Source organism: Pluralibacter gergoviae ATCC 33028 = NBRC 105706 (assembly GCF_001598855.1).
GTDB lineage: Bacteria > Pseudomonadota > Gammaproteobacteria > Enterobacterales > Enterobacteriaceae > Pluralibacter > Pluralibacter gergoviae.
On the sequence record NZ_BCZS01000004.1, the window covers coordinates 221213 to 246384 of the forward strand.

The 25172-nt window shown below is 51.7% G+C and carries 23 protein-coding genes, 2 tRNA genes and 1 pseudogene; 18 read left to right on the forward strand and 8 right to left on the reverse strand.

Annotated elements, in window-relative coordinates:
• The first annotated feature begins 24 nt into the window (after nt 1-24).
• The 3 genes from ENGE1_RS06795 to ENGE1_RS06805 all read left to right on the forward strand — a co-directional run bounded on the left by ENGE1_RS06795 (nt 25) and on the right by ENGE1_RS06805 (nt 4041).
• Entirely contained in the window at nt 25-942 is a 918-nt protein-coding gene (locus ENGE1_RS06795; RefSeq protein ID WP_048252845.1) for a LysR family transcriptional regulator, read from the forward strand.
• Nucleotides 943-1077: 135 nt separating this feature from the next.
• Entirely contained in the window at nt 1078-2268 is a 1191-nt protein-coding gene (locus ENGE1_RS06800) for an anaerobic sulfatase maturase (protein WP_048252844.1), read from the forward strand.
• Nucleotides 2269-2307: 39 nt separating this feature from the next.
• A complete protein-coding gene (locus ENGE1_RS06805) occupies nt 2308-4041 on the forward strand; it encodes an arylsulfatase (protein WP_048273039.1) in 1734 nt (577 codons plus the stop codon).
• 330 nt (nt 4042-4371) lie between these two features.
• Here the strand turns inward: ENGE1_RS06805 and ENGE1_RS06810 are convergent.
• Nucleotides 4372-4461 (reverse strand) — tRNA-Ser (locus tag ENGE1_RS06810).
• 92 nt (nt 4462-4553) lie between these two features.
• On the opposite strand from ENGE1_RS06810, the gene mtfA reads away from it, so the two are divergent.
• The 3 genes from mtfA to ENGE1_RS06825 all read left to right on the forward strand — a co-directional run bounded on the left by mtfA (nt 4554) and on the right by ENGE1_RS06825 (nt 6957).
• Entirely contained in the window at nt 4554-5351 is a 798-nt protein-coding gene (gene mtfA / locus ENGE1_RS06815; RefSeq protein WP_045287923.1) for a DgsA anti-repressor MtfA, read from the forward strand.
• A gap of 100 nt (nt 5352-5451) precedes the next feature.
• Nucleotides 5452-5527: transfer RNA gene (locus ENGE1_RS06820), tRNA-Asn, on the forward strand.
• Between the two features lie 161 nt (nt 5528-5688).
• Nucleotides 5689-6957, forward strand: a complete 1269-nt coding sequence (locus tag ENGE1_RS06825; RefSeq protein ID WP_049097176.1) for a tyrosine-type recombinase/integrase — start codon at nt 5689-5691, stop codon at nt 6955-6957.
• Between the two features lie 154 nt (nt 6958-7111).
• Here ENGE1_RS06825 and ENGE1_RS06830 read toward each other — a convergent pair whose 3' ends face one another.
• On the reverse strand, nt 7112-7834 hold the full coding sequence (locus ENGE1_RS06830) for a sulfite exporter TauE/SafE family protein (protein ID WP_032105408.1): 723 nt from the start codon (nt 7832-7834) through the stop codon (nt 7112-7114).
• Between the two features lie 11 nt (nt 7835-7845).
• Entirely contained in the window at nt 7846-8742 is an 897-nt protein-coding gene (locus ENGE1_RS06835; RefSeq protein ID WP_049097175.1) for an oxidoreductase, read from the reverse strand.
• Nucleotides 8743-8818: 76 nt separating this feature from the next.
• On the opposite strand from ENGE1_RS06835, the gene ENGE1_RS06840 reads away from it, so the two are divergent.
• From ENGE1_RS06840 to ENGE1_RS06850, 3 genes are all read left to right on the forward strand, one after another.
• The gene (locus ENGE1_RS06840; RefSeq protein ID WP_064360566.1) at nt 8819-9703 is read left to right on the forward strand and encodes a MurR/RpiR family transcriptional regulator; all 885 of its coding nucleotides are present in this window, start codon (nt 8819-8821) and stop codon (nt 9701-9703) included.
• Nucleotides 9703-10560 (forward strand): DMT family transporter, encoded by an 858-nt coding sequence (locus ENGE1_RS06845; protein ID WP_049097172.1) that lies wholly within the window; start codon nt 9703-9705, stop codon nt 10558-10560. The genes ENGE1_RS06840 and ENGE1_RS06845 overlap by 1 nt, the downstream gene beginning before the upstream one ends.
• Before the next feature lie 235 nt (nt 10561-10795).
• Nucleotides 10796-13570, forward strand: coding sequence for a winged helix-turn-helix domain-containing protein (locus ENGE1_RS06850; protein ID WP_064360567.1), 2775 nt, complete (start codon nt 10796-10798; stop codon nt 13568-13570).
• On the opposite strand, the gene ENGE1_RS06855 is transcribed toward ENGE1_RS06850, so the two are convergent.
• The gene (locus ENGE1_RS06855; protein ID WP_064360568.1) at nt 13547-14734 is read right to left on the reverse strand and encodes an MFS transporter; all 1188 of its coding nucleotides are present in this window, start codon (nt 14732-14734) and stop codon (nt 13547-13549) included. The genes ENGE1_RS06850 and ENGE1_RS06855 overlap by 24 nt on opposite strands.
• A 172-nt stretch (nt 14735-14906) precedes the next feature.
• On the opposite strand from ENGE1_RS06855, the gene ENGE1_RS06860 reads away from it, so the two are divergent.
• Nucleotides 14907-15713 carry an SDR family NAD(P)-dependent oxidoreductase gene (locus ENGE1_RS06860; RefSeq protein WP_064360569.1) on the forward strand — a complete coding sequence of 269 codons (807 nt, stop codon included), beginning with the start codon at nt 14907-14909 and terminating at the stop codon, nt 15711-15713.
• 235 nt (nt 15714-15948) lie between these two features.
• Nucleotides 15949-16867 (forward strand): annotated as a pseudogene (locus tag ENGE1_RS26815) (hypothetical protein).
• Nucleotides 16868-17440: 573 nt separating this feature from the next.
• Here ENGE1_RS26815 and ENGE1_RS06865 read toward each other — a convergent pair.
• The 4 genes from ENGE1_RS06865 to ENGE1_RS06880 all read right to left on the reverse strand — a co-directional run bounded on the left by ENGE1_RS06865 (nt 17441) and on the right by ENGE1_RS06880 (nt 21014).
• A complete protein-coding gene (locus tag ENGE1_RS06865) occupies nt 17441-17797 on the reverse strand; it encodes a helix-turn-helix domain-containing protein (RefSeq protein WP_064360570.1) in 357 nt (118 codons plus the stop codon).
• Between the two features lie 112 nt (nt 17798-17909).
• Nucleotides 17910-18773, reverse strand: a complete 864-nt coding sequence (locus ENGE1_RS06870; protein WP_004899294.1) for an efflux RND transporter periplasmic adaptor subunit — start codon at nt 18771-18773, stop codon at nt 17910-17912.
• Entirely contained in the window at nt 18770-18985 is a 216-nt protein-coding gene (locus tag ENGE1_RS06875) for a DUF1656 domain-containing protein (protein WP_004899298.1), read from the reverse strand. Before ENGE1_RS06875 ends, ENGE1_RS06870 begins: the two co-directional genes overlap by 4 nt.
• On the reverse strand, nt 18975-21014 hold the full coding sequence (locus ENGE1_RS06880) for an FUSC family protein (RefSeq protein ID WP_064360571.1): 2040 nt from the start codon (nt 21012-21014) through the stop codon (nt 18975-18977). The genes ENGE1_RS06875 and ENGE1_RS06880 overlap by 11 nt, the downstream gene beginning before the upstream one ends.
• A 76-nt stretch (nt 21015-21090) precedes the next feature.
• Here ENGE1_RS06880 and ENGE1_RS06885 point away from each other — a divergent pair, with 76 nt between their 5' ends.
• The 7 genes from ENGE1_RS06885 to ENGE1_RS06905 all read left to right on the forward strand — a co-directional run bounded on the left by ENGE1_RS06885 (nt 21091) and on the right by ENGE1_RS06905 (nt 25168).
• Entirely contained in the window at nt 21091-21897 is an 807-nt protein-coding gene (locus tag ENGE1_RS06885; protein ID WP_049096918.1) for an AraC family transcriptional regulator, read from the forward strand.
• 601 nt (nt 21898-22498) lie between these two features.
• Nucleotides 22499-22684: an AlpA family transcriptional regulator gene (locus ENGE1_RS26820; protein ID WP_032936812.1), complete on the forward strand. Its 186-nt coding sequence runs from the start codon at nt 22499-22501 to the stop codon at nt 22682-22684.
• Between the two features lie 61 nt (nt 22685-22745).
• Nucleotides 22746-23330 (forward strand): DUF2857 domain-containing protein, encoded by a 585-nt coding sequence (locus ENGE1_RS06890; RefSeq protein ID WP_064360572.1) that lies wholly within the window; start codon nt 22746-22748, stop codon nt 23328-23330.
• Nucleotides 23320-23529 carry a TraR/DksA family transcriptional regulator gene (locus tag ENGE1_RS26825; RefSeq protein WP_048211278.1) on the forward strand — a complete coding sequence of 70 codons (210 nt, stop codon included), beginning with the start codon at nt 23320-23322 and terminating at the stop codon, nt 23527-23529. The genes ENGE1_RS06890 and ENGE1_RS26825 overlap by 11 nt, the downstream gene beginning before the upstream one ends.
• 396 nt (nt 23530-23925) lie before the next feature.
• Nucleotides 23926-24159: a hypothetical protein gene (locus ENGE1_RS06895; RefSeq protein WP_064360573.1), complete on the forward strand. Its 234-nt coding sequence runs from the start codon at nt 23926-23928 to the stop codon at nt 24157-24159.
• 71 nt (nt 24160-24230) lie between these two features.
• On the forward strand, nt 24231-24893 hold the full coding sequence (locus tag ENGE1_RS06900) for a lytic transglycosylase domain-containing protein (protein WP_064360574.1): 663 nt from the start codon (nt 24231-24233) through the stop codon (nt 24891-24893).
• The gene (locus ENGE1_RS06905; RefSeq protein ID WP_049096914.1) at nt 24890-25168 is read left to right on the forward strand and encodes a TrbC/VirB2 family protein; all 279 of its coding nucleotides are present in this window, start codon (nt 24890-24892) and stop codon (nt 25166-25168) included. Before ENGE1_RS06900 ends, ENGE1_RS06905 begins: the two co-directional genes overlap by 4 nt.
• Nucleotides 25169-25172 lie beyond the last annotated feature (4 nt).

The following is a 25172-nucleotide window of genomic DNA, read 5'->3' on the forward strand; positions in this document are numbered from 1 at the left end:
TAAAACTGCTCGCCCGGAGAGACCATGGAATTACGCCACCTGCGCTACTTTATTGCCGTAGCCGAAACGCTGAACTTCAACCGCGCGGCCGAGCGGCTGCACATCAGCCAGCCGCCGCTCAGCCGCCAGATCCAGCAGTTGGAAGAGGAGCTGGGCGTCGCCCTGTTCGAGCGCGGGGTGCGGCCGCTGGCGCTCACCGAGCCGGGGCGCTTCTTCTACGCCCACGCCCGGGAGCTGCTCGCCCGCAGCGTCGAACTCAAATCGATGACCCGGCGCATCGGGCAGATGGAGCGCTCGCTGTCGGTCGGCTTCGTCGCCTCAACCCTGTACGACATTCTGCCCCGGCTGATCCGCCGCTTTCGCCGCGAGCATCCCGAGGTGGAAATAACCCTGCACGAAATGACCACCATGGAGCAGATCGCCGCCCTCAAAGAGGGGCGCATCGACGTCGGCTTCGGCCGCATTCGCTATGAAGATCCCAGCGTCAGGCGCATCGTACTGCGCGACGAGCGCCTGATGGCGGCGCTGAGCGTCGATCATCCCCTGGCGCAGCAGCAGCCGCTGACGCTCGGCGACCTGCTCGATGAAACGCTGATCCTCTACCCGCAGGCGCCGCGGCCGAGCTTCGCCGATCAGGTGCTGGCCGCCTTCCACGATCGCGGCATGACGCCGGAGAAGATAACGGAAGTGCGCGAGCTGCAGGTCGCCCTCGGGCTGGTCGCCGCCGGAGAAGGCATCACTCTCGTGCCCGAGTGCCTGCACAGCCTGCAGCGCCAGGACGTCGTCTACTGCCCGCTCAACGAGCAGGCGCTGGTGTCGCCGATTATTCTCAGCACCCGGCTGCTGGACGAATCGCCGGATATCCGCACGCTGCTGGCGATGGTTTATGAGCAGTATCAGGGCGAGGGCATCGCGCATTTGAAGCCGGGGGAGAGCGCGTAAGGTCGTTCTTAAGAACGATAGCCAGCGTCAGATTGCCTTCTATGATGAATAATCAGCCAGAAGTCATCTGATAACGAGACGCCCTTATGAACGCGCCGCCCGCTTTCGCCGGCGGTAAAAACAGGACCCGCCACTATGCCGGATATTGCCACCCTGCGGCGGCAGCAGATCCCCGCCATTGTGGATGCCCGCGCGCCGGTGCCGTTCCACATTCTGATGAAGCCTATCGGGCCCGCCTGCAATCTCGCCTGCGGCTACTGCTACTACCCGCAGGGAGAAACCCCGGTGCGCAAAATGGGCGATGAGATGCTGACCCGGTTTATCCGCCGCTATATCGATGCCCAGCCCGCCGGGGCCAGAGAAATTAATTTTGTCTGGCAGGGGGGCGAGCCGCTGCTCGCCGGGCTGCGTTTCTACAAAAAAGCGCTGGCTATCCAGCAACGTTTCGCCCCGCCGGGTGTGACGATCAGTAATAGCCTGCAAACCAACGCCACCCTGATCAACGACGCCTGGTGCCGACTGTTTCGCGAGCACAACTTTACCCTCGGCGTCAGCCTGGAGGGGAGCGCCGCGCTGCAGGCCCGCCACCGCCCGGACAGGCGCGGGCGCTCCAGCTACGCCGCCGCTGAACGGGGCATCGCCCTGCTCCACCGCCATCAGGTGGATTTCAATCTGCTGATCGTGGTGCACGATGAGATGGCCCACGACGCAGCGGCGGTCTACGATCGCGCCGTCAGCCTCGGCGCCCGCTATCTCCAGTTCCAGCCGCTGATGAGCGAGGGGGAAGCCCTGCGGCACGGCTACCGGCTGAGCGCGGAGAACTGGGGGCGGTTTATGATCGGCATCTGGCGCCAGTGGCGCCGGCGGAGCGATATCGGCCGGGTGTTTATCATTAATATCGAACAGGCCTGGAGCCAGTACTTCACCCACACCAGCGCCACCTGCGTCCACGCCGCGCGCTGCGGAACCAACCTGGTGATGGAGCCCGACGGCCAGCTGTACGCCTGCGACCACCTGATCGACCCTGAACATCGCCTGGGCCACCTCGATGCTCAGCCGCTGCCGCAGGCGATCGAAGCGGCCACCCGGCTTGAGTTTGGCGTGAAAAAGAGCCAGCGGACCGAGTGCCAGCGCTGCGCGGTAAAAATGGTTTGTCAGGGCGGCTGCCCCGCCCACCTCAACGCGGCGGGCCACAATCGCCTGTGCAGCGGCTACTACCACTTTTTCAATGAGATCCTCGCGCCCCTTCGCCCCTACTCCCGCGATATGAGCGGCCTGCGGGCCTGGCGGGCGGCCTTCGTCGAAGGGCGGCCTCAGGCGTGCTAGCCGCAGGCATCGCGTTTTACCCATCATGGAGAACAGGCAGTGAATAAAAAAACTATGGCCGCCGCCGTCGGCTTGATCCTGTCAGGTGCCGCGCAATCGGCGCATTCCGGCACGCATCCCAACGTCATCGTCATCATTGCTGACGATATGGGCTACTCGGATATCAGCCCCTTCGGCGGGGAGATCCCCACCCCCAACCTGCAGGCGATGGCCGAGCAGGGCCTGCGCATGAGTCAGTACTATACCTCGCCGATGTCGGCGCCGGCGCGCTCCATGCTGCTGACCGGCAACAGCAACCAGCAGGCGGGTATGGGGGGCATGTGGTGGTATGAAAATACCCTCGGGAAAGAGGGCTACGAACTGCACCTGACCGACAGAGTGACCACCATGGCCGAACGCTTCAAAGACGCGGGCTACAACACCATGATGGCGGGCAAATGGCATCTCGGCTTTATGCCCGGCGCAACGCCGAAAGATCGCGGCTTCATCCACTCGTTCGCCCTGATGGGCGGCGGCGCCAGCCACTTCAGCGATGCGCTGCCGCTGGGCACGGTCGAGGCTTTCCATACCTTTTATACCGAGAACGGCAAACGGACCTCGCTGCCGGCGGACTTCTATTCCAGCGCCGCCTATGCGGGAAAAATCAATACCTGGATCAGGGAGACGCCCGCCGACCAGCCCTTCTTCGCCTGGCTGGCATTTACCGCTCCCCACGATCCGCTGCAGGCCCCCGACGAGTGGATCAGGCGCTTCCGGGGCAAGTATGAGGAGGGCTACGCCGAGGTTTACCGGCAGCGTATCGCCCGCCTGAAAGCGCTTGGCATTATTGGCGACAGCACCTCGCTGCCGCAGCTGTCTCTCGATAAGGAGTGGGAAGCGCTAACGCCCGAGCAGCAGAAGTACACCGCTAAAGTGATGCAGGTTTACGCGGCGATGATCGCCAACATGGACGCGCAGATTGGTACGGTAATGGAGACCCTGAAGCAGACCGGGCGCGACAAAAATACGCTGGTGCTGTTTCTGACGGACAACGGCGCCAACGCCGGGGGGCAGATGCACTACGCCTCAAAGCCGGAGTACTGGAAACAATTTGATAATCGCTATGAGAATGTAGGCCGCCGGGGCTCATTCGTTTCTGAAGGCCCCACCTGGGCCAATATCAGCGACGCTCCCTACGCCAACTACCACAAAACCACCAGCGGTCAGGGTGGGATCAATACCGACTTTATTATTGCCGGGCCGGGGATTAAGCACCCCGGTAAAATTGATACCGCCACCATGGCGGTGTACGACGTCGCCCCGACGCTGTACGACTTTGCAGGCATCGACGCCACCAGGCCGCTGGGCGGCAAGCCGACGCTGCCTATGATTGGCATCAGCTTTAAGCGTTACCTGACCGGGGAAACGGCAACGCCGCCCAGGCGCGAATTTGGCGTCGAGCTGCACAATCAGTCCGCCTGGGTCGAGGGCGAATGGAAACTGCGCCGGCTGGTTAAGGGCGGTACGCAGGCCGGGGACGCGCCGTGGGGGCTGTTTAACCTTAAAACCGATCCGCTGGAAACCCGCGATCTTGCTGCCCGCTATCCCGACAAAGTCGCCACCCTGCGCCGGCACTACGAGGATTTCGCCCGCCGCACGCTGGTGACACACGCCCGGGGAAGGATGCTGGACTATGCCGGTATCGACGAAAAAACCGGCCGCTACGTGGTGCTGGATGCCGCAACACTACGACCGGTTTCCGCACCGCAGGCCGTTGTGCCCGACAAAAAATAGCCCCCGCTGCTAATGCCGCTGCTGAGCCGCACAGCGGCGGCATTTTCTCCACCGCAGGTGTGCATAAGCGCGCCGCAGCAAGAATCAGAGATAACCTAATGCAGATCCCCGGATGCCAGGCCATCTTTGAATAAGCGAGTTCATCGGCAGGGGCACCTGACTTAGTTCACAAAATGAAGGAGATACTGGTAAACCGCTACCGACAGGCCACCCTAAGTGGTAACGTACCCGGGCGTGAGAAATCTCCGGCACGGGTGAACGCCAGAAGAGATACGGAAAGAATAACGCGTTGACTGGAGCCGTTTGAAATCAGAAGGATAAAGGGGAAGTTGGCGGAGAGAGGGGGATTTGAACCCCCGGTAGAGTTGCCCCTACTCCGGTTTTCGAGACCGGTCCGTTCAGCCGCTCCGGCATCTCTCCGCTGAAGCGGTTGCTATAATACGATTTCTTTCGCATTTTAACAGCCCTACGCCCTTAATTTGTGTTCAAGTGACGAGTTTGCGAGCAAAGCGATGATCAAATGGCCCTGGAAAGCACATGAAACATCCCGGAATGCGGATATCGAATGGGAGCAGGCTCTGGATGTGCCGATTCTGGCAAACCTCTCTGCAGACGAGCAGGCGCGCCTGACCCAACTGGCGACCCGCTTTCTGCAGCAAAAGCGCATGGTGCCGCTCCAGGGACTGAACCTTGAACCTATCCACAGCGCGCGCATCGCGATGCTGTTCTGCCTGCCGGTGCTGGAACTGGGCTTCGAGTGGCTCGACGGCTTCCACGAAGTGCTCATCTACCCGGCGCCGTTCGTGGTCGACGACGAATGGGAAGACGACATCGGCCTGGTGCACAGCCAGCGGGTGGTGCAGTCCGGCCAGAGCTGGCAGCAGGGGCCTATCGTGCTCAACTGGCTCGATATCCAGGACTCCTTCGACGCTTCCGGCTTTAACCTTATCATCCACGAAGTGGCCCACAAGCTCGACGTGCGCAACGGCGACCGCGCCAGCGGCATTCCGCTGATTCCCCTGCGCGAAGTGGCGGGCTGGGAGCACGATCTGCACGCAGCGATGGACAACATCCAGGAAGAGATAGACCTGGTGGGCGAAAGCGCCGCCAGCATCGACGCCTACGCCGCCACCGACCCTGCGGAATGTTTCGCCGTACTCTCAGAATACTTCTTCAGCGCCCCGGAGCTGTTCGCTCCCCGCTTCCCCGCGCTGTGGCAGCGTTTCTGCCACTTTTACCAGCAGGATCCGCTGCTGCGGATGCGTGATAATTACGGCGATGAGGGGAAGGGTCTGCGCGCAGTTCACTAAAACGGCAGCCTGAGCTAAAATTAGCCATCTGAATCAGCGAGTTAATTTTAGTATTGACACAAAAAACGGTGGCCAGTAATATGCGCCTCGTTCACACGATTCCTCTGTAGTTCAGTCGGTAGAACGGCGGACTGTTAATCCGTATGTCACTGGTTCGAGTCCAGTCAGAGGAGCCAATTTCCTGTTTGCATGCATCTTTGCGAATCCTTATCTGATATTGATTCAAGAGGTTAGCGTGAAAACTCTTCCCGGTGCATTTTGATTTTACCCTCCGCATCGGGAAAAATTGGTGGTCAAATCTGGGGTCAGGTTAGTTCGATGACGGAGTGACCCCCAAATGTCCCTTAACGACTCAAAAATCCGCAACTTAAAACCATCCGCAAAACCCTTCAAAGTTTCTGATTCTCACGGTCTGTACCTTCTTATCAAACCAGGCGGCTCACGTCACTGGTATCTTAAATATCGTATAAACGGCAAAGAATCCCGCATTGCACTGGGTGCCTATCCTGCCGTCTCCCTGTCTGATGCCCGCCAGCAGCGCGAAGGTATCCGTAAGATGCTGGCGCTGAACATCAACCCGGCACTGCAGAGGGCTGCTGAACGCAGAGCCTGCACACCAGAGAAGGTGTTTAAAACAGTGGCGCTGGCATGGCATAAAAACAATAAAAAGTGGTCGCAGAACACCGCTGACCGTCTGCTTGCCAGCATGAACAACCATATCTTTCCTGTAATTGGTCATCTGTCCGTCACGGAGCTTAAACCCCATCATTTCATTGACCTGCTGAAAGGCATTGAGGAAAAGGGCCTGCTGGAAGTCGCGTCCCGCACGCGGCAGCACCTCAGTAACATCATGCGCCATGCGGTCCATCAGGGATTTATCGACACCAACCCGGCAGCAAATCTTGATGGCGTGACGGCTCCCCCCATGAGACACCACTATCCCGCCCTGCCGCTGGAGCGGCTGCCTGAACTGATTGAACACATTGAAGCATATCATCAGGGCCGTGAACTGACCCGGCTTGCTGTCCTGCTGACGCTGCATCTGTTCATTCGCTCCAGTGAGCTGCGCTTTGCACGCTGGTCAGAAATTGATTTCATAAACAGAATTTGGACGATACCCGCCACACGCGAAGCCATTGTGGGTGTGCGTTATTCAGGGCGCGGTGCAAAAATGCGCACTGCTCATATCGTGCCCCTCTCACAGCAGGCTATAGCTATTCTGAAACGGATTAAGGAAATATCCGGGGCTTACGAACTGGTCTTCCCCGGCGACCATAACCCGTACAGGCCGATGTGCGAAAACGCGGTTAATAAAGCACTGCGCCTTATGGGATTCGACACGAAACAGGACATCTGCGGACATGGCTTTCGGGCAATGGCATGCAGTGCCCTGATGGAGTCTGGCTTATGGTCGCAAGATGCAGTGGAACGCCAGATGAGTCACCAGGAGCGCAACACCGTGCGTCTGGCTTACATTCATAAGGCTGAGCATCTGGAAGCCCGCAAGGCGATGATGCAGTGGTGGTCAGATTATATCGATACATGCCGGGTCGCATACGTACCACCTTTTAACACAGGGCGGGATAAAAACAACGAAGCTGCATGACCAATAACAAAAAGCTGTATCAGCATACCCTGGTACGGCTTTATTCATTTCTGATGGCTTGCCAACCCCTCCACCCCGACCCGACCCGTCGCTGCCTGTAGAAAGCTGTTACACAACAACAACACGCTTGCGCCGTCAGCCCTGGCGTGCCATTTCATTTGAGAGCAAGGATCATCCCTACTGCCCCAGCGACGAGAACGGCATCAATGAGAAGCTCGAACGTATGCGTCTGGAGTTTCTGGACGAGACGTTTCGCAATCATCGAACCGACGAACAATGCGATGCCGATGGCAAGTCCATGTGTGAGGACAGGCTGCGCGAGTGCGCCCGATATACCGAACGTAGCTAGCTTGCCAGCGTAGAGCAGGATTGCGCTTGCCGCCTCTGATCCCAAAAATACGCCTCCACTCATTCCGTATCCGGTAAATACCGGCACGCTGAGCGGCCCGGTGGACAGCACGAATCCGGTCATAAACCCGACAATCGCCCCGGCCAAACTCATGTGCCAGAGATTCAAGTGGAGGTTCGATCGTCTGATGAGACGGCGCAGCGGGATCATCGCAAGGAAGAAAGCTGCCAGGAATACCTCCACTGTGCCAGGAGAAATCGTAAGTAACGTGTGCGCCCCGAGAACAGCCGCAGGAACTCCCGCCAACGAATAGGCAAACACCGGTCGCCAACGAATCTCATGCCACCAGACAATCACCCGTCCGATGTTGCCGAAAAGGGAGGCGATCGCCATAACAGGCACAGCAATCCGTGGCCCGTACGTGGCGACGAGGACGGGCAGCATGATTAACGACGAGCCAGTGCCGACGACACCGCTGAGTACTCCGGCACCGAGAGCGACGAAGAAGAGAAGTAAGAGTGCAATCATCGGCTTTAAGATCAACCAGGGCCATCGCTCGCAGCCGCAAGAAGCGGCACCAGGATGTCGCTGATCGGCGTTGGAATGCTGTGAACCCGGCCGCGACGCGCAATGACGCCGTTGCGGATATCCCATTCAAGCGGTCGGCCAGCTTCTCGATCCGTGAGGATGGAGGTGCTCATGTCTGCAGGAGCCGCCCGGAACTTATCGAGGATCTCCTGCGGCACTTCGTCTCCGAGTTCAGCGCCCTCTGCACGTGCCACGGCCAAGCATTCCTGCAGATAAGCCAGCGTAAGCCTGGCGATATCAGCACGGCCAAACATGCCTGAGCGGCGGTGCGTGAGTGCCATGAGTCCAGCCACCGCATTCTGCATCAGCTTGCGCCAGGCCAGGGAGCTGAAATTCGCGGCCAGATCTACGGAGCACCACGTGCCTTGCAGCGCTGCGGCCACTACACGGGAAGCTGGTGCGTCTGGCACGCTGAGGCGCGCCTCACCACGCAAGCGTACCGAGCCATCGGACTGCGCTTGCGCAGGGAACCACACGACAGCGGGAACGATCTGTCCGGGCAGAGAGTACGTAGCGAGCCTGTCCAACTGTTCAACCCCATTCTGGAGCACGCATATAACCGTCTCCGGGCCAGTCAACGCCCTGAGCCATTCTGCTGCCGCGTCGATTTGTGTGGACTTGACTGCCAGAAAGATAAGATCAACCGTGCGAGTGATTTGTGCCGGATTCGTCTGTACCGGACCGGGTACGGTGATAAAGCGGTTGCCATCTTGCAAGGTCAGGCGATCGCGGGGAGTACGTCCACACAGCAATGGTGTGCGGTCGACTTCGTGTAACGCCGCCGCGACTGTTGTACCGATGGCACCTGGACCTAAAACAGCAACAACTGTATTGATTTCAGTGTTCATGAATGCGGACTCCTTGCAACAGAATCTAATTATGTGGTGGTTGTGCCCTTCCCAAAGGACATGTAATATATTACATATGAATAAAGAAAATGGTAATATAATTTCAGAAGGTGAGCAGCGGTTACAGCAATGGCTTGGCAGCATTCACGCCCGAAGCGGCGACCTCGCTGCAAGTGAGGCTAAAGTTGTCGATCTCCTGCTTGTCGATCCTTTATTTGTCGGTACAAGCACGGCAGCACAGGTTGCCACCCGTGCTGGTGTATCACCGCCGACAGTAATACGCGCTGCACGAGCGATCGGTTTCACCGGGTTCACTGAACTTAAGATAGAGATTGCCCGGGCTCGTGGCACTGCCCAATTCTTTGCCCCGCCTGAAGTTCTTACAGCGGATGCGACGCTGGCATCAGTGCTGGAAACATCAATTCGTGCTGGTGTAGACGCACTGACTGCGCTCAGCGGTGCTATCGAAATCTCCGCACTTGATGAGGCGGTCGATTTAATCCAGAGCGCACGCCAGGTATTTGCATTTGGTGCTGGTCCCTCTGCGACGGTTGCCGCTGATGCGGTCTTTCGTTTGCGGACGGCGGGTGTGATAACCGTCAGTATCCAGGATTATTTATCAGCGATGATTGCTGCTCGTCTACTCGGTCCAGGCGATGTCATCATCGTCGTCAGTTCAACAGGGCGCACATCATCCACACTCTCCATCGCTGATGCAGCATCCTCGGCAGGAGCATCGCTTATTGCAATAACTAACCAGTACGATACCCCACTGGCGACACTCGCCAACGTTTCGCTCGTTGTTGGCGGAATGCCACTCCCGGCACAGATGGCCGCTGCCGGGAGTCGACTGGCCCAGCTCGTCGTTATTGATACGCTGGTCGCTGCTCTCACTCTGCGGGATAAAGAACAAAGTCGCCGGGCTGAACGGGCGGGTATTGATTTGCCCGATATGTCCTGATGCAGTTCAGCACGGTAGCAATGATTCTTACTGCTGCGGTAGCTCATGCAGTATGGAATATAGCCTCAAAATACAAGAGGGAAGACACTCTTGTGTTCGTCTGGGCGTACAGCTGTGCCTCAGCATTGCTGTGGCTCCCGTTCAGCCTCATTCTGATAGTTGAGGGACAACAGGAACTCGACTGGAGACTCGCTGTCGGCGCAGTTATCTCGTCTGCACTTCATATCGCTTATTCTCTAATCTTGCAGGCTGGCTACGAGCGCGCCGAACTGGGTGTTGTTTATCCGATTGCCCGAGGAAGTGGACCAGTTCTGACGATACTGTTTGCAACCCTTCTCATGGGAGAACGGCTTTCACCAGGCGCTTTACTCGGCGCTTTTATCGTTATCGCTGGTATTTTCGTTGTCACCGGCAATCCGTTCAGGAGCGGAAGCCGACCACTACAGGGAATGCTTTGGGGGGCAGCGACAGGCACCGCCATCGCTGGCTATACACTCTGGGACGGTTATTCGGTAATCTCTCTGCACCTGGATCCAGTGCGCTACTACGCCAGCACACTCCTGCTACAGAGTCTGATTCTTACCCCTGGTGCGATGCGGCGACGAAATCGCATTCCAACTGCTGTACGTGTGGATATCATCCCAATCCTTATCATTGCTGTATGCTCTCCCCTTGCCTACATCCTTGTACTGACAGCCATGCAGAGCATGCCACTGGCACTCGTCGCTCCTCTCAGGGAAACATCCATTATTGTCGGCTCCCTTCTTTCGTACTGGCTGTTTCGTGAAAATCATCTGGCACGCCGGATTGCCGGTGCAGTGGTGGTGCTGACCGGCATCGCAATAATTAGCCTTTGATCGCTTCGTTGGATGCCAATCGTCGTCTTATTGTCAGCGTGGATCGTTCGTCGAAGTTCAGTTTTCATCACCAGTTTGATCGCAAAGCTATGCCACATAGCACTATTGGCTTTATAATCATTAACGGTAAAAGTGGTATTGAATAGTGATACTCCGATGCAACACATTCAACATGTAGCCTGATTCTGATAACCGCTTTCGTTAGAAATGGCTTACTCCATAGCGAGAGTTCGTGATGCTCAAAACAGAAGATCTCAACACTATGATATCAATTGATGAGATTCACTTTGCTGACTGGCAAATCTGGCCACAGCTAAGGATTCTGTTACATCGGGGTAAGCCAGTAAGAATTTCTGCCAGAGCTTTTGATGTTCTGGTTGTTCTGGTGAGTGCCAGAGGTAAAGCGGTAAGTAAAGAATCTTTACTTACGCAAGTGTGGGGAAATGAAATCGTCGAAGAAAATAATCTTCAGGCACAAATTTCAGCTATACGCCGCATACTGGGACATGACCGCCATCTACTGGTTACTGAATTTGGTTGTGGTTATCGCTTTAATATCAACAAATCGCCAACTGAACCTCTCTCTAAATCAAAAATAACTGAGCCCGCTATTACCCCTTTTCTAGCGTCGATTCTGGGGCGTGATAAAGCTGTGCAGGAATTATGCGCCTTATTGGATCAATACCGTCTGGTGACGATTACTGGCTCAGTGGGCGTGGGTAAGACTCGTCTGGCATGGGAAGTCGTCAGTCTTACACACACGCATTTTCCTGATGGAATATGTGTGGCTGAACTGGCTCATATCACCGAAGCATCCAGCTTGCTATCCGTTATTTCACAAGCGCTCCATCTTCCATTAGCTGCCATTCATAATGATGCCGATTTACGGCAACAGCTTGCACGGCGTCGATGTTTACTGCTGATTGATAACTGTGAACATGTAATTAATGAACTTGAACCAGTGATTACGTTGCTCCTGCACCTGGCTCCCCATATCAAACTGTTGTTGACCAGCCAGGTAGCGTTGCAGGTTGCCGGCGAGCAACAATATCTACTACCACCATTACAAGTTCCTGAGAGCGAAGAGGCTGATACCCACGAGTTACTGACTTTTTCCAGTGTCCGCCTCTTTATCGAACGCGGGCAGGCAAATCGACATGATTACCATCCATCAGCCAGCGAACTGTCTTTGATTGGCGAGTTATGCCGTCATCTTGACGGTCTGCCGTTGGCGATTGAACTTGCGGCCTCCCGTCTGCCAGTCATGAGTGTCAAAGAGATCTATAGCCGACTGGAAGACCGTTTCCAGCTATTGAGCAATACTCACAGATCTCTGGAGCCCAGACATCAGAAAATACTGACCGCGCTGGAGTGGACTTATCAGTTGCTCAACACACGTGAACAACGATTATTTTGCTCTCTGGGGATCTATACCGATATGTTCAGTGCGAAATCAGTAAGCGACCTTCTGCTGATTAAAGACAAGCATCGCTGGCAGGTTGTTGACGATCTGCAAAGATTACTGTCTTTATCCCTGATTCAGGTCAGTACTCAGGTACCAGAGACCCGTTTCCGCCTGCTGGAAACCATGCGCCAGTTCGCATGCGATAAACTCAGGCAACAGGGTGAATATACTGTTCTTGAGGCCCGTTTTGCCGGTTATTATAAAGTTCTGGTAGAAGAGGCCCAAGGTGATTGGTTTATGCTGCCAACGGGACAGTGGCGTGAACGTTATAGCCATATGCTTAATGATTTGCGGAGTGTATTACAGCAAACGTTGACTGAGGGGGCCGATCCTTCTAAGGGGCTTAAGATATTACAAGCGATGACCCCTTTTTGGATTGAATATTCACTATACGATGAATGTCAGCGCCATATTTATCCTCTGCTTTATGAAAATACTTCGCAGGTAGTATTAACGCTACGCCAGAGAATGAATCTCAGCGCTGTAGCAGGTAAGGCGTCAACCTGGGCAAAAGGCCCTACGCCTGAAACACATTCAGCCTGGAAAACCGCGCTGACAATTGCAGAAAAGCTCGACGACAAAGAAATACGTTTACAGGCACATTACGGATTATGGTTGTATTATCTGCGTACTGGCGAGTTGGATAAAGCGCTTGAGCATGCGCAATCTATGTGCGAGCTAGCACGGTCCATTACCGACGAGGAGGCGATGGCAACCGGGCTGCGTATTCTCGGTGTATCCCTGCATTTTTTGGGCCGTCATGATGTCGGGCGTGATTATCTCCAGCAATCTCTTGATTGGTATGAACATGGTGAATTAAGCCACTCTTTCCGTTTTGGTCTTGATCAAGCGAGCGCCGGTCAGGCCTTTCTGTCTCGTTTACTCTGGTTACAGGGTGAGTATAAGGCCGCGAAACAGATGGCATGGCGCGGTGTTAAAAAAGCCGCTCGTTTGCAGCATGTCTGTTCTCTTTGCTGTGCACTGGCTGAAGGCGCTTGTATGACAGCAGCACTGGATCGTAATCCGCGTTGGGTTATAAAGGCCGCAAACTGGCTTATTCATCTGGCAAAAAGGCATGATTTATATTTCTGGAAGACATACGGCGAGCTGTTTCTTGTTTGGGCCAAACAGTTCAGTCATACCGATGTTAGTCAAACTACACTGTTTAGCTCGTTGCGGGCGATGGGATTAGACTGGCAATATTCCCCCTTGTTGTCAGAAATTGATACCAGGGTATCACTGAGAGCCACCCGCCAGGATCATGAAAACTGGTGCACGCCTGAGCTGATGCGTCTTTCTGCCACTCAATTACCTCCTCAGAAGCAACGCCTGCTGTTGGAGAAGGCCCTGGACAAAGCGCGTCAGCAACAGGCTCATGGCTGGGCCCTCCGTATTGCTTATTCATTGGCGACATTGCAGGCTGAAGCCGGGGAAAAATGGGCTGCTAAACAATTGATACAGGACGCTTTACATGATGTTGATGACTCAGACAATGCGACGGATGTAAGAAGTGCTATTGCGCTATGTGCCCGAATAGGGACCTGAATATTTACGTTTTACGGCTATCAACATCCCCATGATCACGAGTCCGCCCCCTGCTGAAGAAATCAGCGCCCAGCTATGAGTTGTCTCCCATAACCAGGTGGCAGTCAGTGAGCCACATGCTCCGCCAATAAACATAACGCACATAAATAATGTATTAAGACGGTTTCTGGCATCCGGACGCAAAGAATAAATCGTGTGCTGATTAGCTATCAGTACACATTGCTCACCCGCATCCAGTAGTAGAATGCCCACCACCATACCCACAATACTGTTCCATCTCCAAAAAACAGTCCAGGCTAGCAGCATGAGTATCACACCAAAAACAACCATTCGGAATGGTCCCTGACGATCGCTGAAACTTCCCGCCAGAGGCGCACACAGAATACCGATTAACCCCAAAGCAGCCAGGGCGCCGGTTATCCCTGCACCGTAATCGTAGCGATGAGCTAACCAGAAAGGGAGCACGGTCCACAGCACGCTGAAGGAGGCAAACAGCATTGCTTGTGTAAGAGTTGCACCACGCACCTGCGGCTCGTTTTTCCACAGCAGTCCTAATGAACGTAATACCGCCAGATAGTTAAACTTTGGCGTTGACAACGACTGAGTAGGCAAAATGCGTAAGATGAAAAATATAGCCAGCAATGTCATGATCGCGCCGGATAAAAAGACGCCACGCCAGCCGAAATACTGACCAATAAGGCCTCCGATAGCCCGGCCAGCAAGGATACCTGCCAGGACACCGCTCATCACAGTACCAACGGTTTTACCTCGTGCAGAAGTTCTTGAGAGCGAGGCGGCAAGCGGCACTATCTGTTGAGCTACTGTTGCAGCCATCCCGGTAAGGAAGGAGAAGAACACCAACACTGTCGCCGTTGGGGATAACATCATGCCGATCATTGCCAGGAAAAGCACCTGCGCTTGACGCAGGATAAGCCGCTGACGTTCAATATAATCGCCCAGGGGGATCAGAAAGAATAAGCCCACCGCATAGCCTACCTGGGTGACCATGGGGATCAAAGAAACAGCTCCCCATTCATTGGGAAATGATCCGACAATTAAATTCAGGACAGATTGATTAAAATAAATATTAGCCACAACAATACAACAAATAATCCCCAGCATAAGAATCCTGGTAGAAGAAAGCTCGTGATTGTCCGAACGCATTGACCACTCCTGGCACTAAATTCAATATTGTCTGGAGTATAAGCAAAGGCGACACCCAACTCTTTGACCGCTTTTTTCAGACATCTGAATTCTGATGCACAAGCTCCTGAAAAAGAGATTTGTTACTAATACTGCTCATGTTATTGACTGTGCTTAACTTGAGGAGCAACAAATGGATTTAAAACTGACTGGAAAAGTGGCTCTGGTAACTGGAGCCCGTACCGGAATTGGTTTCAGCATTTGTGAAGAATTGGCAGTGAATGGTGTGCATTTAGTCATGGTGGCCAGACGAGAACCTGAGCTGATTCTTGCTGCGAAAAAAATTTCAGAGAAATACGGTGTTTCGGTGCTGCCTATTGCCGGGGATGTGACTGATCCCAAACTACCTTCTTTAGTGGTTGAACAAGCGGAAAAAGTTTTTCAGCGTATTGATTTACTGGTGAACAATGCCGGAAGAGCCCATGCGGGCACGCTGTTAACCACTTCGGAAGAAGACTGGCAGATAATGACTGAGACCAAATTCTCCGCCATGCGACGTTTTTGTAAGGTAATCATCCCCGGGATGCAGAGACGAAACTGGGGGCGTATTGTCAATATCTCATCCATTGGCGGTATCTACCCTAATCCGCAACTTACCGTCTCACACGCACTGAGCGCCGCTATCAACAACCTGACCCGTAGTTTAGCACTTAGCGTGGCTCCGGATGGCATTCTGGTCAATGCGATCGGAGTGGGTGCTGTCGCGACGGATAACTGGGCGCAGAACATGCTACCGAATGTTCGCAATCGTCGTCCTGAACTGGCTGACAGAACAGACGAAGAGGTAATGGCATTACTGGGTAAAGAGAAAACGCCTGTGGGCCGCTTTGGACTTCCTGAAGATATTGCTGCAATTGCTGCGTTCCTACTTTCTGGGAGGAATCAGTTTGTTACTGGACAGACAATTGAAGCATCAGGCGGAGCAGACAGATTTATGTAATGTCTTCCATTCAACTTAAATAATGTTTGAGAATTGAATTAGTTTAACCTGATATTTGTTCTTCTTTTCAATCACTGCGAAATATGAGGCCGGACATGGGGGACTGAAACGCTAAGAAGCCCCCGCACCAATATAATCCAAATATTATAACGTAATAGATCCCGCACCATGAAATTAATTTCACTGGAAAATTCATGGTATTTTTTTAAAAAAATAGAAATAGAGGCAAACCACTATGTCAAAAAAACAAACACTATCAAATACAAACTATAGTTCGCCTGACTGGCTGACTATCCGTGAAGCAGTCGAAGTGATAAATAAAAAAGGACTGAAAATTAAAAAAAAGTGACATTTACAAGCATGCATTACATGGCAGCATTCATCTCTCTATTTACTTTCAGTCGCCAATTACATTACGAAAAATACAGAGGTCGGGCTACAAAGTAAGGCTCAGACCATGTGATATGTCATCAATAAATCGTTTATGCCTTCTTGACAAAAAAGCGTTTATTGAAGGACATAATTTTATTGTTAGCACTACTGGCAAATATATCATTCCCACAGAGAGAGTTATTGACACTCTATTGATTGGATATGAATATGTTCTAGTACAAAAATTACTTGCCCAATCTCTTAAAATACCATTACCTGTAACAGGAGCTATTGATTTTAATCATGGCATAACAGTTAGCTTACAAGGAGAACCATTTCAACTATTCGATAAAATGACATGGGAAGAAAGAATAACACAAAAAATCATGCAACTCCCTAAAAACATTTCACCATATGTACATAAAGAGATATTCTCAAAGAGGATAAATAATTACCTGGGGAAAGAGTATTTCCCGGCTCATATTTTACCTCGGGATGCCTGGTTTGTTATTCGACACACTGAACTTGATAAAGTCATTGACATCATAACCAATAGCAGAGTGCCCCCATTATCTGCAACGCGAATATCAACACCACTATCTCGTTTTTTCTGGCTGGCCTGTAAAAACAATGAAGTCATCCGTCCATTAATTAGTAAACCGTACAAACTACTATCTATTTTCGAACAATGGGCATCTGACGAAGGCATTACCGACAGGCTCAGTGGTGATACGTTAAAAACTGCACTCGTACGCGGTTCCCCCACATCAATGTCGGATTGACGCAAGTGAATTTTACCAAACCCAAATGTCCGTATTAAGGACTCTAAAATCAGTAATACGGACATAATTAGTTTTTTTGACTCTTTTTTCCTTGTCACCTCAAAGGATATTATATTTCTGCATTACGGGTATAAATACATATCATCAATTACCAAGCATTAGAAATGTAAAAACAAAATAGTACTTAAATGCTTACAACCCCACACATACATAAAAGCCACTCCTTATGCAAGGAGGATTTAGCCGACCTGCATAGGTTCGATCGAATCCAAAATGCGAAAAATAGATTAACCTTAATTTATCCAACCATTAAATACACACATGGGTTCGTAATTATATTCCAATTAATTAATCCAAAATTTACTCACCAATACATTACACATGCAAAAACACTAAAACATACATTGCACAGAAAGACTTAGATTCATTTACAATGAAATAAATGAGTGATTTCATTTCGTTCAACAAATATATAACTGAGGTACTAAGGCCATGATTACTAGATGAACCCGTCCATAATCCAGATAGTTACTAAATATTTAAAAACTCATCCTTATGATACGAGTAATTACCTTACTCCCTAGTAGACTTGCTTTTAATATTTACGGCCTTTTTTCTATACCGGTGCGGGGGGACATTATACCTTTTCCGAAATGCCCTGGTTAATGATTGCTGAGAGTCAAAGCCAAATCGCATCGCGATGTTTATCAAAGGTTCATTTGTTGTGATAACAGCCTCTAAAATAAGACGTAATTTTTTCTCTCTGATAAAACCTCCCAGGCTCTGCCCTGTTTCAGAAAAAAACAGTCTCTGCAAATGCCATTTTGAATATCCGGACCTGATAGCCACATCATCAATTTTTAGTGGCATCTCTATATTTTTGTTTATCCAGATAATTAAGTCATTTACAAAATCTTTTCTGTTTTTCATAACCGAAACCTTAGAATTACTCTACTAGAAATACATTTTCATCAGGCATATAGATCAAGAGCTGACAATCCCTAAGTTCTGCATAAATCCTCAATAGAAACCATACTTTTTATTATGGTGTGATGGATATACTCGCAGACAGTCCAGCCACCAATTCAACTCCCTCCGGCAATCTGTCAATATGAATCCGAACCGGGATACGCTGCGCGAGCCGCACCCAGCTAAAGGTTGGCTCGACATTAGGCAGGCCAAGCCCCCCGGTCTCGTCATTGTTATCATCTATTCCGCGTCCGATACTCTCAACATGACCCGTGATCACCGGCTTAAATCCCATCAGCGTAATGTGTGCAGTATTTCCCGTGCGGATATGTTGCAACTTAGTCTCTTCAAAATAGCCAACCACCCAAAAACTATTGGCATCAATGATGGAAACTTTAGTTTCTCCCGCTGTGGCATAGTCACCAGGGCGAAGCCGCAAATGTGTGACATAGCCCGTAACCGGTGACCGAACAATAGCATGCGATAAGTTAAGCTCTGCAAGGTCCAGCGCAGCCAGTGCACCGTGGTAATTAGCCGCAGCGACGCTGGCTGCGCTGGCTGTTTGTTGTAAATCCTCGCTGGAAATCACCCCTTTAATCTGAGAGCGTCGCCTCGCCGCATCCTGGCGCATCAGCATTTCATGACGTTTCGCCTCAACATCAGCCTGGGCGCTGACCACTGCCAACCTCAACCAGTGCGGGTCAATGGAATAGAGCACATCGCCCCGATTAACCCACTGATTATCGCGGACGGCCACATTCAGAACCGGTCCAGAGACATCCGGCGCAATCTGGACCACATCCGCACGAACCCGACCATCGCGGGTCCAGGGGGTTTGCACATAATGTTTCCAGAGAATAAAAGCCAAAAGCGTAGCAACCGCCACAGCGCTGAGCGTCAGCAAATAGCGGCCCAGTAGAGAAAGTAACGATTTCATTTTAAAAACCCCAGTTCGGTCAGTCCCTGCAATAACAGGTAAAAAGTAATAATAAAGATGGAAAAATCGATCATCGGGCGAAACGGCAAGCGACGGTAACCCTTGCTTAGCGAGAAAAGCTGCACGAGTAATAGCGTACAGGTGAGCGCGACGAGGGAAATTAACAGTAGACCGGGTACAAAAACGCCCTCAATATTGAAATCATTGATCATCGACAGGCTCCATTTCCTGAGTGCTTAATGCGCAGTACAGATCAACCAGTTGATTAACATGATGCCGCGATAGTTCATCTGCTACGGACAGGCTACGCTCAGTCAGGCTGACAATCCGTTCAAGTAAGGTGTTAATATCCGTCGAGTGTGTAAGACAATTGAGAACCTCTTTTATTTCTTTGTCTGCATGCGCATCCCATCGGCGTAATCGCATTACACACAGGCCTATACGCAGGGTGTGCAAAAGATGATTCAATGCCTGTTCTGATGACTGTCCGCTGCGTGGCAAACGTGGCAGTATCAACGCAGCCCGATCGATCATCAGGTTGATCCAGAGAGTTTCATCAGTATTCAACACACCTTTCACGCTGCGGTTAATATCGCGCTGGCATAATTTAAGCAGGCGATTTATTGCCGCATCTGCCTGCACAGTCTGCAGAAAGCCCATGCTGAATACCGCAAAGCCAGTTGCAGAAAATAATGCGATAGAGGTATTCACCGCCACGGCAAAATCCCCGCTGTAATGAGCACCCAGCTCGCACAAAATAGGCAGCGTCAGTGTGATCCCCATCGCCATAAACGTGGTGGGCGGCCTTGCCTGGAGCGATCCGGCAAGCAGATATACCGGAGCTAGAACCACTACCAGCACGATAAAATCACTGACTTGCGGTAAGAGAAAGAAGCTGTAAATCAGGCTTATCACAACTCCCCAGAGGGAACCAATGATGTATTTCACAATATGCGGGGCAGGCGTATCGAAGCTGCCAAACAGTGTGCAACAAACGCCAAGGATAGATACTGCCGTACCGCCATCAGGCCATGCCGAGAAAATCCACACCATGCAGCCGCTCAAAATGATGGTGAAAGCGCCCAATGCGGTGCGGGCAGCAGTAAGAGGATCGCGGTGGAATACATACCCTTTCACGGTATTCATTTCTGAGTGCGCAGGCATCTGATTCGCGTGATGAATGGCATCCGAAAGACGATAGCACTGCTGCACGAGGACAATGGCCTCTGTCATGTAGCGCATAAAACTTACATGCAGTGCTTCTACAAACGTCAACTCATGTACGACATAGCGCTGCAGTAATTTTTCACTGCGTTTTTTGAGCTCTTCCCCCTCGCTTTTAAATTTTCCTTCATCTTTGCAGGCCAGCCAGACCTCAACATCATCCATTAAAATTTGCACATCGAAAGGTATCTTCGCTATCAGCGCTAAACGGTCACGTAACTCACAGTTAACAATGACTAATCGCGCAAGCCTGTCATGAAGCCTTTTTCTCGCTTGCCGGACCGGTACAGAGAACGCAAAATCATAAGGGATATGATGGCTGATGCCCTGCAGGAACTGCAATGCCAGTGCCATATGCAGCGGCGAGGAAACAGGATCGGGTTTGCCTGTTAAAGTCTCTGCGATACGCTGTCGCGCCGCGAGCAGCGTCTGCGATAATTTACTGTTGAACTGGCCTGAGATGCGCGCGGGCAATACATAGCGATGAATAAGTGCCGCGCAGAAGATACCGATCATGATTTCCTGTACCCGAGTGATAGCGATTTCAAAAATCGCGCCAGGATCGGATACAGCAGGGAAGCCAATCAGACTCGCAGTGTAACCAGCAAGGACAAAACCATAGGCCCGGGGCGTACGTTCCAGCAAGGACAAATAGAGGCAGAATGTAATCCAGCCTGCCAGTATCACGCTGCAAAATACGGGGGAATTCACGAACGTGGGTACAATTAATACCGTCATGCCAGCGCCAATTACCGTTCCCACCAGACGATACAAACTTCTGCTTAGCGATGCTCCGACGGAGGTTTGGGAAACAATATATACGGTGATAATTGCCCAGGAAGGCCGCTCCAGGCCAATTGATAATGCAATATAGTATGCGAGCATCGCAGCGGTAAAACTCTTCGCCGAATAGAGCAGAGCGTTCGCATCATTCAGTAGTGAAGGAGAAGCCATACCGTGAAGACGATGGCATATCGTGTGTAAAAAAATGAAAGTAACTCGCGTTAATTTTTTCATGCCGGAAATTATTACCGGCTTGCATATCTACTTAAATACTCTATTCTGTCAAAAAATACCTAAATGTTGCCAATCTATGTTACCCCCACTTGCCAATACGCTGTTCGATCCGGATACCACCTCCTGCCCCGCAGTCGCGCGTCATTTGGATTTTGTCGATTACGCGGCCGAAGTGCCTGTGCATACGCACCGCAAAGGGCAATTGATTATTGCCCTCTATGGAGCGGTCATTTGTCGCGCCGAAAATGATATCTGGATCGTGCCGCCTGATTGTGCCGTCTGGATCCCTGGGGGAGTGCCGCACAGCGCAAAAGCTACTTGGAATGCGCATCTCAACTATCTTTTTATCGAGCCTGGAGCCGCCGAGCTGCCGGAGCGATGCTGCACTCTGGCCATTTCTGGTCTGATCAAAGAACTCATTGCCCGTTTAACCCACGAGGGCGTCGGATACCCACCAGAAAGCCATCTAGCCAGACTGACCAGAGTAACACTTGATGAATTAGCCACCATGCCTCAGCAGAAACTGAGCCTCCCTGTGTCGTCGCATCCTAAAATCCGCGCCATGGCCGATGCTCTGGTCAGTCAACCTGATGACCGAAGCACATTCAAAACATGGGCAAAAAGACTGGCGCTTAGCGAGCGTTCTCTCGCGCGTTTAATGCTGCGCGAAACCGGGTTGACGTTCGGACGCTGGCGTCAGCAACTGCAACTGATAATTGCTCTCCGGGAACTGGCTAGCGGCGTTTCGGTTCAGAATGTTGCAGCTAATCTGGGGTATGAATCGGTTAATGCGTTTATCACCATGTTCAAAAAAACCATGGGCAGTACACCCGCACACTATTTTGCCGAACGGAAAACAAGCGCACACTTAACCGATATTTAGCGACATCAGGTTTCCCAAGAAACCAGAGGTGAGTCATAGAGCTGCCATATCCGTCTCCCTGTGCGGGGGATCACACTACAGAATCTTTACCGCATGGAACCTCCAGCCAGGACTATATTGCCTCAGCCGCCTTAACGATAACAAGAATCAAAGGACGGTATTATATCTGTTGGATCGGTCTATACATGATCGGGAAGCACAATCAATTCAGCATTGTGTTAAGGAAGTAGTTGAGCATATATGTTTCGACCACACAGAACACTTCTATGGCGATGCTTCATAGCGCATTACCGCCACAGTGGTAACGCCCCCCCCTGACTGAAATTCACAATGAATGTATTTAACCGCATCTTTTTATTGTCCTCATTATCACGCTAAGTCATGACACCATTGCAGCAGCGAAACGCTGAAAACTACACAGCAGCACAACTATCCTTCTCCACATCCTTATACAACTAATAACTTATTATTTATTCACTACAAAACCGTACTAAGGATCTTCCCATCAGTAATAAGGTGCTATCGGCTTTTCCTAAGCTTACTGCTGTGTTCTTTTATTTTCTCTGGACATGCACCAGTCATTCCACAATAGGAGAATACAATGACATCACATCAGTTATTACGTTTAAAACAGGTCGAAGAAAAAACCGGTTTGAAACGCTCTCAAATTTACTTGTATATGAAAAATGGTTCGTTCCCACGTTCAATAAAAATTGGCCCGGCCAGTGTGGCCTGGCTCGAATCGGAAATTGATGAATGGATCAACCTTAAGTTAGCCGGACGTTAGATCAGTTAAAAATGTCCGTTTATTTGCTCAAATTTTCCATATGGATTGAGGAGATAACAGAATGATTCCATTAATTAATTACACCATCTTAACTGATGCATTGCACGCTCTGAAAGAAGGCAATATTCGTCACTGTAAATCCCTCGGATTTACTTTCGACGAAATGAATGCTCTTAATCAGTTATCACTCGATGAACTGTTTACGGTCAGCCGGGCGGCAGTTCCCTTTGTTTCGGTCAGTGTCCGCCATGATGTTCTGCATCATTTACTGGCGCAGGCCCGCCAGGAATACCAGTATCAACAGGAGATTAACCGTGCTATCCGCCTGGGTGGCTCTATCTCGTTGCTCAACCACTATTTTGGCCTGACATCAAATGAAGTCTGCCTTCGTCGCCGGTTGCTGAGTGTCAGCGTGCCGTATGGGCGGACGCCTGAACCAGATGAAGAGACAGATGCCGAAATCTGGAGGCAATGGCAAAAATGTCGGGTGGATAACCTTGAATCCTCCGACGCGCTGGCCGCCATGATGCAGGTGACGGAAAAGCTATTGCCGGACGCCGAAGGTCTGTCTCTCACCACCATCTGGAAGCGCATCACACTCTGCGAAAAGGAAGCCGCCAACAGGAGGGCATCAAATGCCGGATGAGATCGACCGCGATCAGGAGTTCAATGAACAACGACTGGAAGAGATGATTGAACAGAGCCGTTTCAAACCAGGAACAACACCATCATTATTCCACTGCCGTTTATGCGGTAAACCTATTCCTGAAAAACGACGTCAGGCACTACCAGGCGTAACAACCTGTACGGAATGTCAGGATAAACTTGAACGCCGTCGTTGTTAAATGTGAACCAAAAGACGTATGAGTAATAAATGCTCATACGTCTTTATCTGTATCAGAAAATAAAAATAAATCCCCATAATTTACTTCAACTTCCTTTCCTGCTCTCCAATTTCTTTATTTATCCATCCGACTAACTCTTTCATTTTTGTTTTGAGTTTATCGTTTATGACTCGATCCAGACCCCTCATGCTGAGCACGCCATTACAGAATGGTTGCCCTAATGGACGTTAATTCGTCCGGGCCGGGTATTGCTCTTTAATAATACGGAACGGGCTGTCACAAAACCACAATTCAGGGTGCCGCTGAATGTTCTCGCTGACCCGTTAAAACCGGAATGCAGAATCGGGACGTGATCGAAAAATATTATTTTCTACCATTTTATTAAAAGGGCTCATCATGAGAAAACCCGATTATTATGCATATGTTGCCCAGGAAAGTCAGCCGGATACTCAGGGCGAGAAAAATACGTACTGGACAAAAGTCGGCGTTGCCTTTGCTCACCACGGTAAAGCCGGTCTGAATATTGTCCTGACGCCCGGTTTTGCCGTCTCCGGCAAACTAGTCCTGCTGGAACCCCGCGAGGAAAACAGTCCGCAGCAGAGTACGGCTCCTGTCGAAACCGCGCAGTAATCCCTTTGATTCTGACTCCACAGCATGCAGCGTCTGCAGACCCTGCATGCTGTCTGCTTTCTGAGGCCATCATGCTTTCCACCACTGCCTTTCTGGCGGCGGCCATGCAGTGCGCCGCCAGCATTCATCCGTCCACGGCACTCGACGTGGCGCGGGTGGAATCCGGTTTTAACCCGTATGCCATTGCCGAGATTGTCCCGAACTCCGGAGAATCTTCCGGCGATAAAAACGTTAATTCTCACCAGCCAGCCAGTCGGGGAGAGGCAGAGCATATTCTCCGCAGCCTGATGGCTCAGGGCCGCCGTTACTCTGTTGGACTGATGCAAATCACCAGCACCAATTTCCGCCATTACAGCGTCACGGCCAGCGACCTACTTAACCCTTGCATCAATCTGTCGGTATTTGAGCGCATTCTCGCCGACTGTTACCGGCGCGGCGGCACCCTGAAACGAGCACTCAGTTGTTACTACTCCGGCAACTTTGAAACCGGACAGCGACCGGAATCCGCCTTTAACCAGATCAGCTACGTACAGCGCATTGGCTATGTCGTCCCGTCCACGCGGGAAGACCGGCACCGTGCCCCTGACCGGAGTGTACAGCCCTCTGTCCGTTATCCCGCCGTTGTGCTGCGCGGCGAGCCTGCCGGTGCCACTGCGCCGATCCTGACTTCTCTGCATTATCCCGGTGCCGTCATTCGCGGCGCTATCCCTGTTATCCCTGATGAGGATAAATGATCATGCGTAAACGCCGTTACTCCGTTGTTGCTTCCGTGCTGCTGCCTGCCCCGCTGCTGGCGGCGGACAGCGGATTTAACAAGGCCAATGAGACACTGAGCAATACTTCGACCGGCCTGCTGGGACTGGCCGCCGTCACCATCACGCTGGCGACCATGTGGGTGGGCTACAAGGTGCTTTTCGACGGCAAGAGCCTGCACGACATGCGTAACGTCATCATCGGCGCGATCCTGATTGTCGGCGCGTCCGGCTTCGGTGCCTACTGGGTGTCATAAGCGA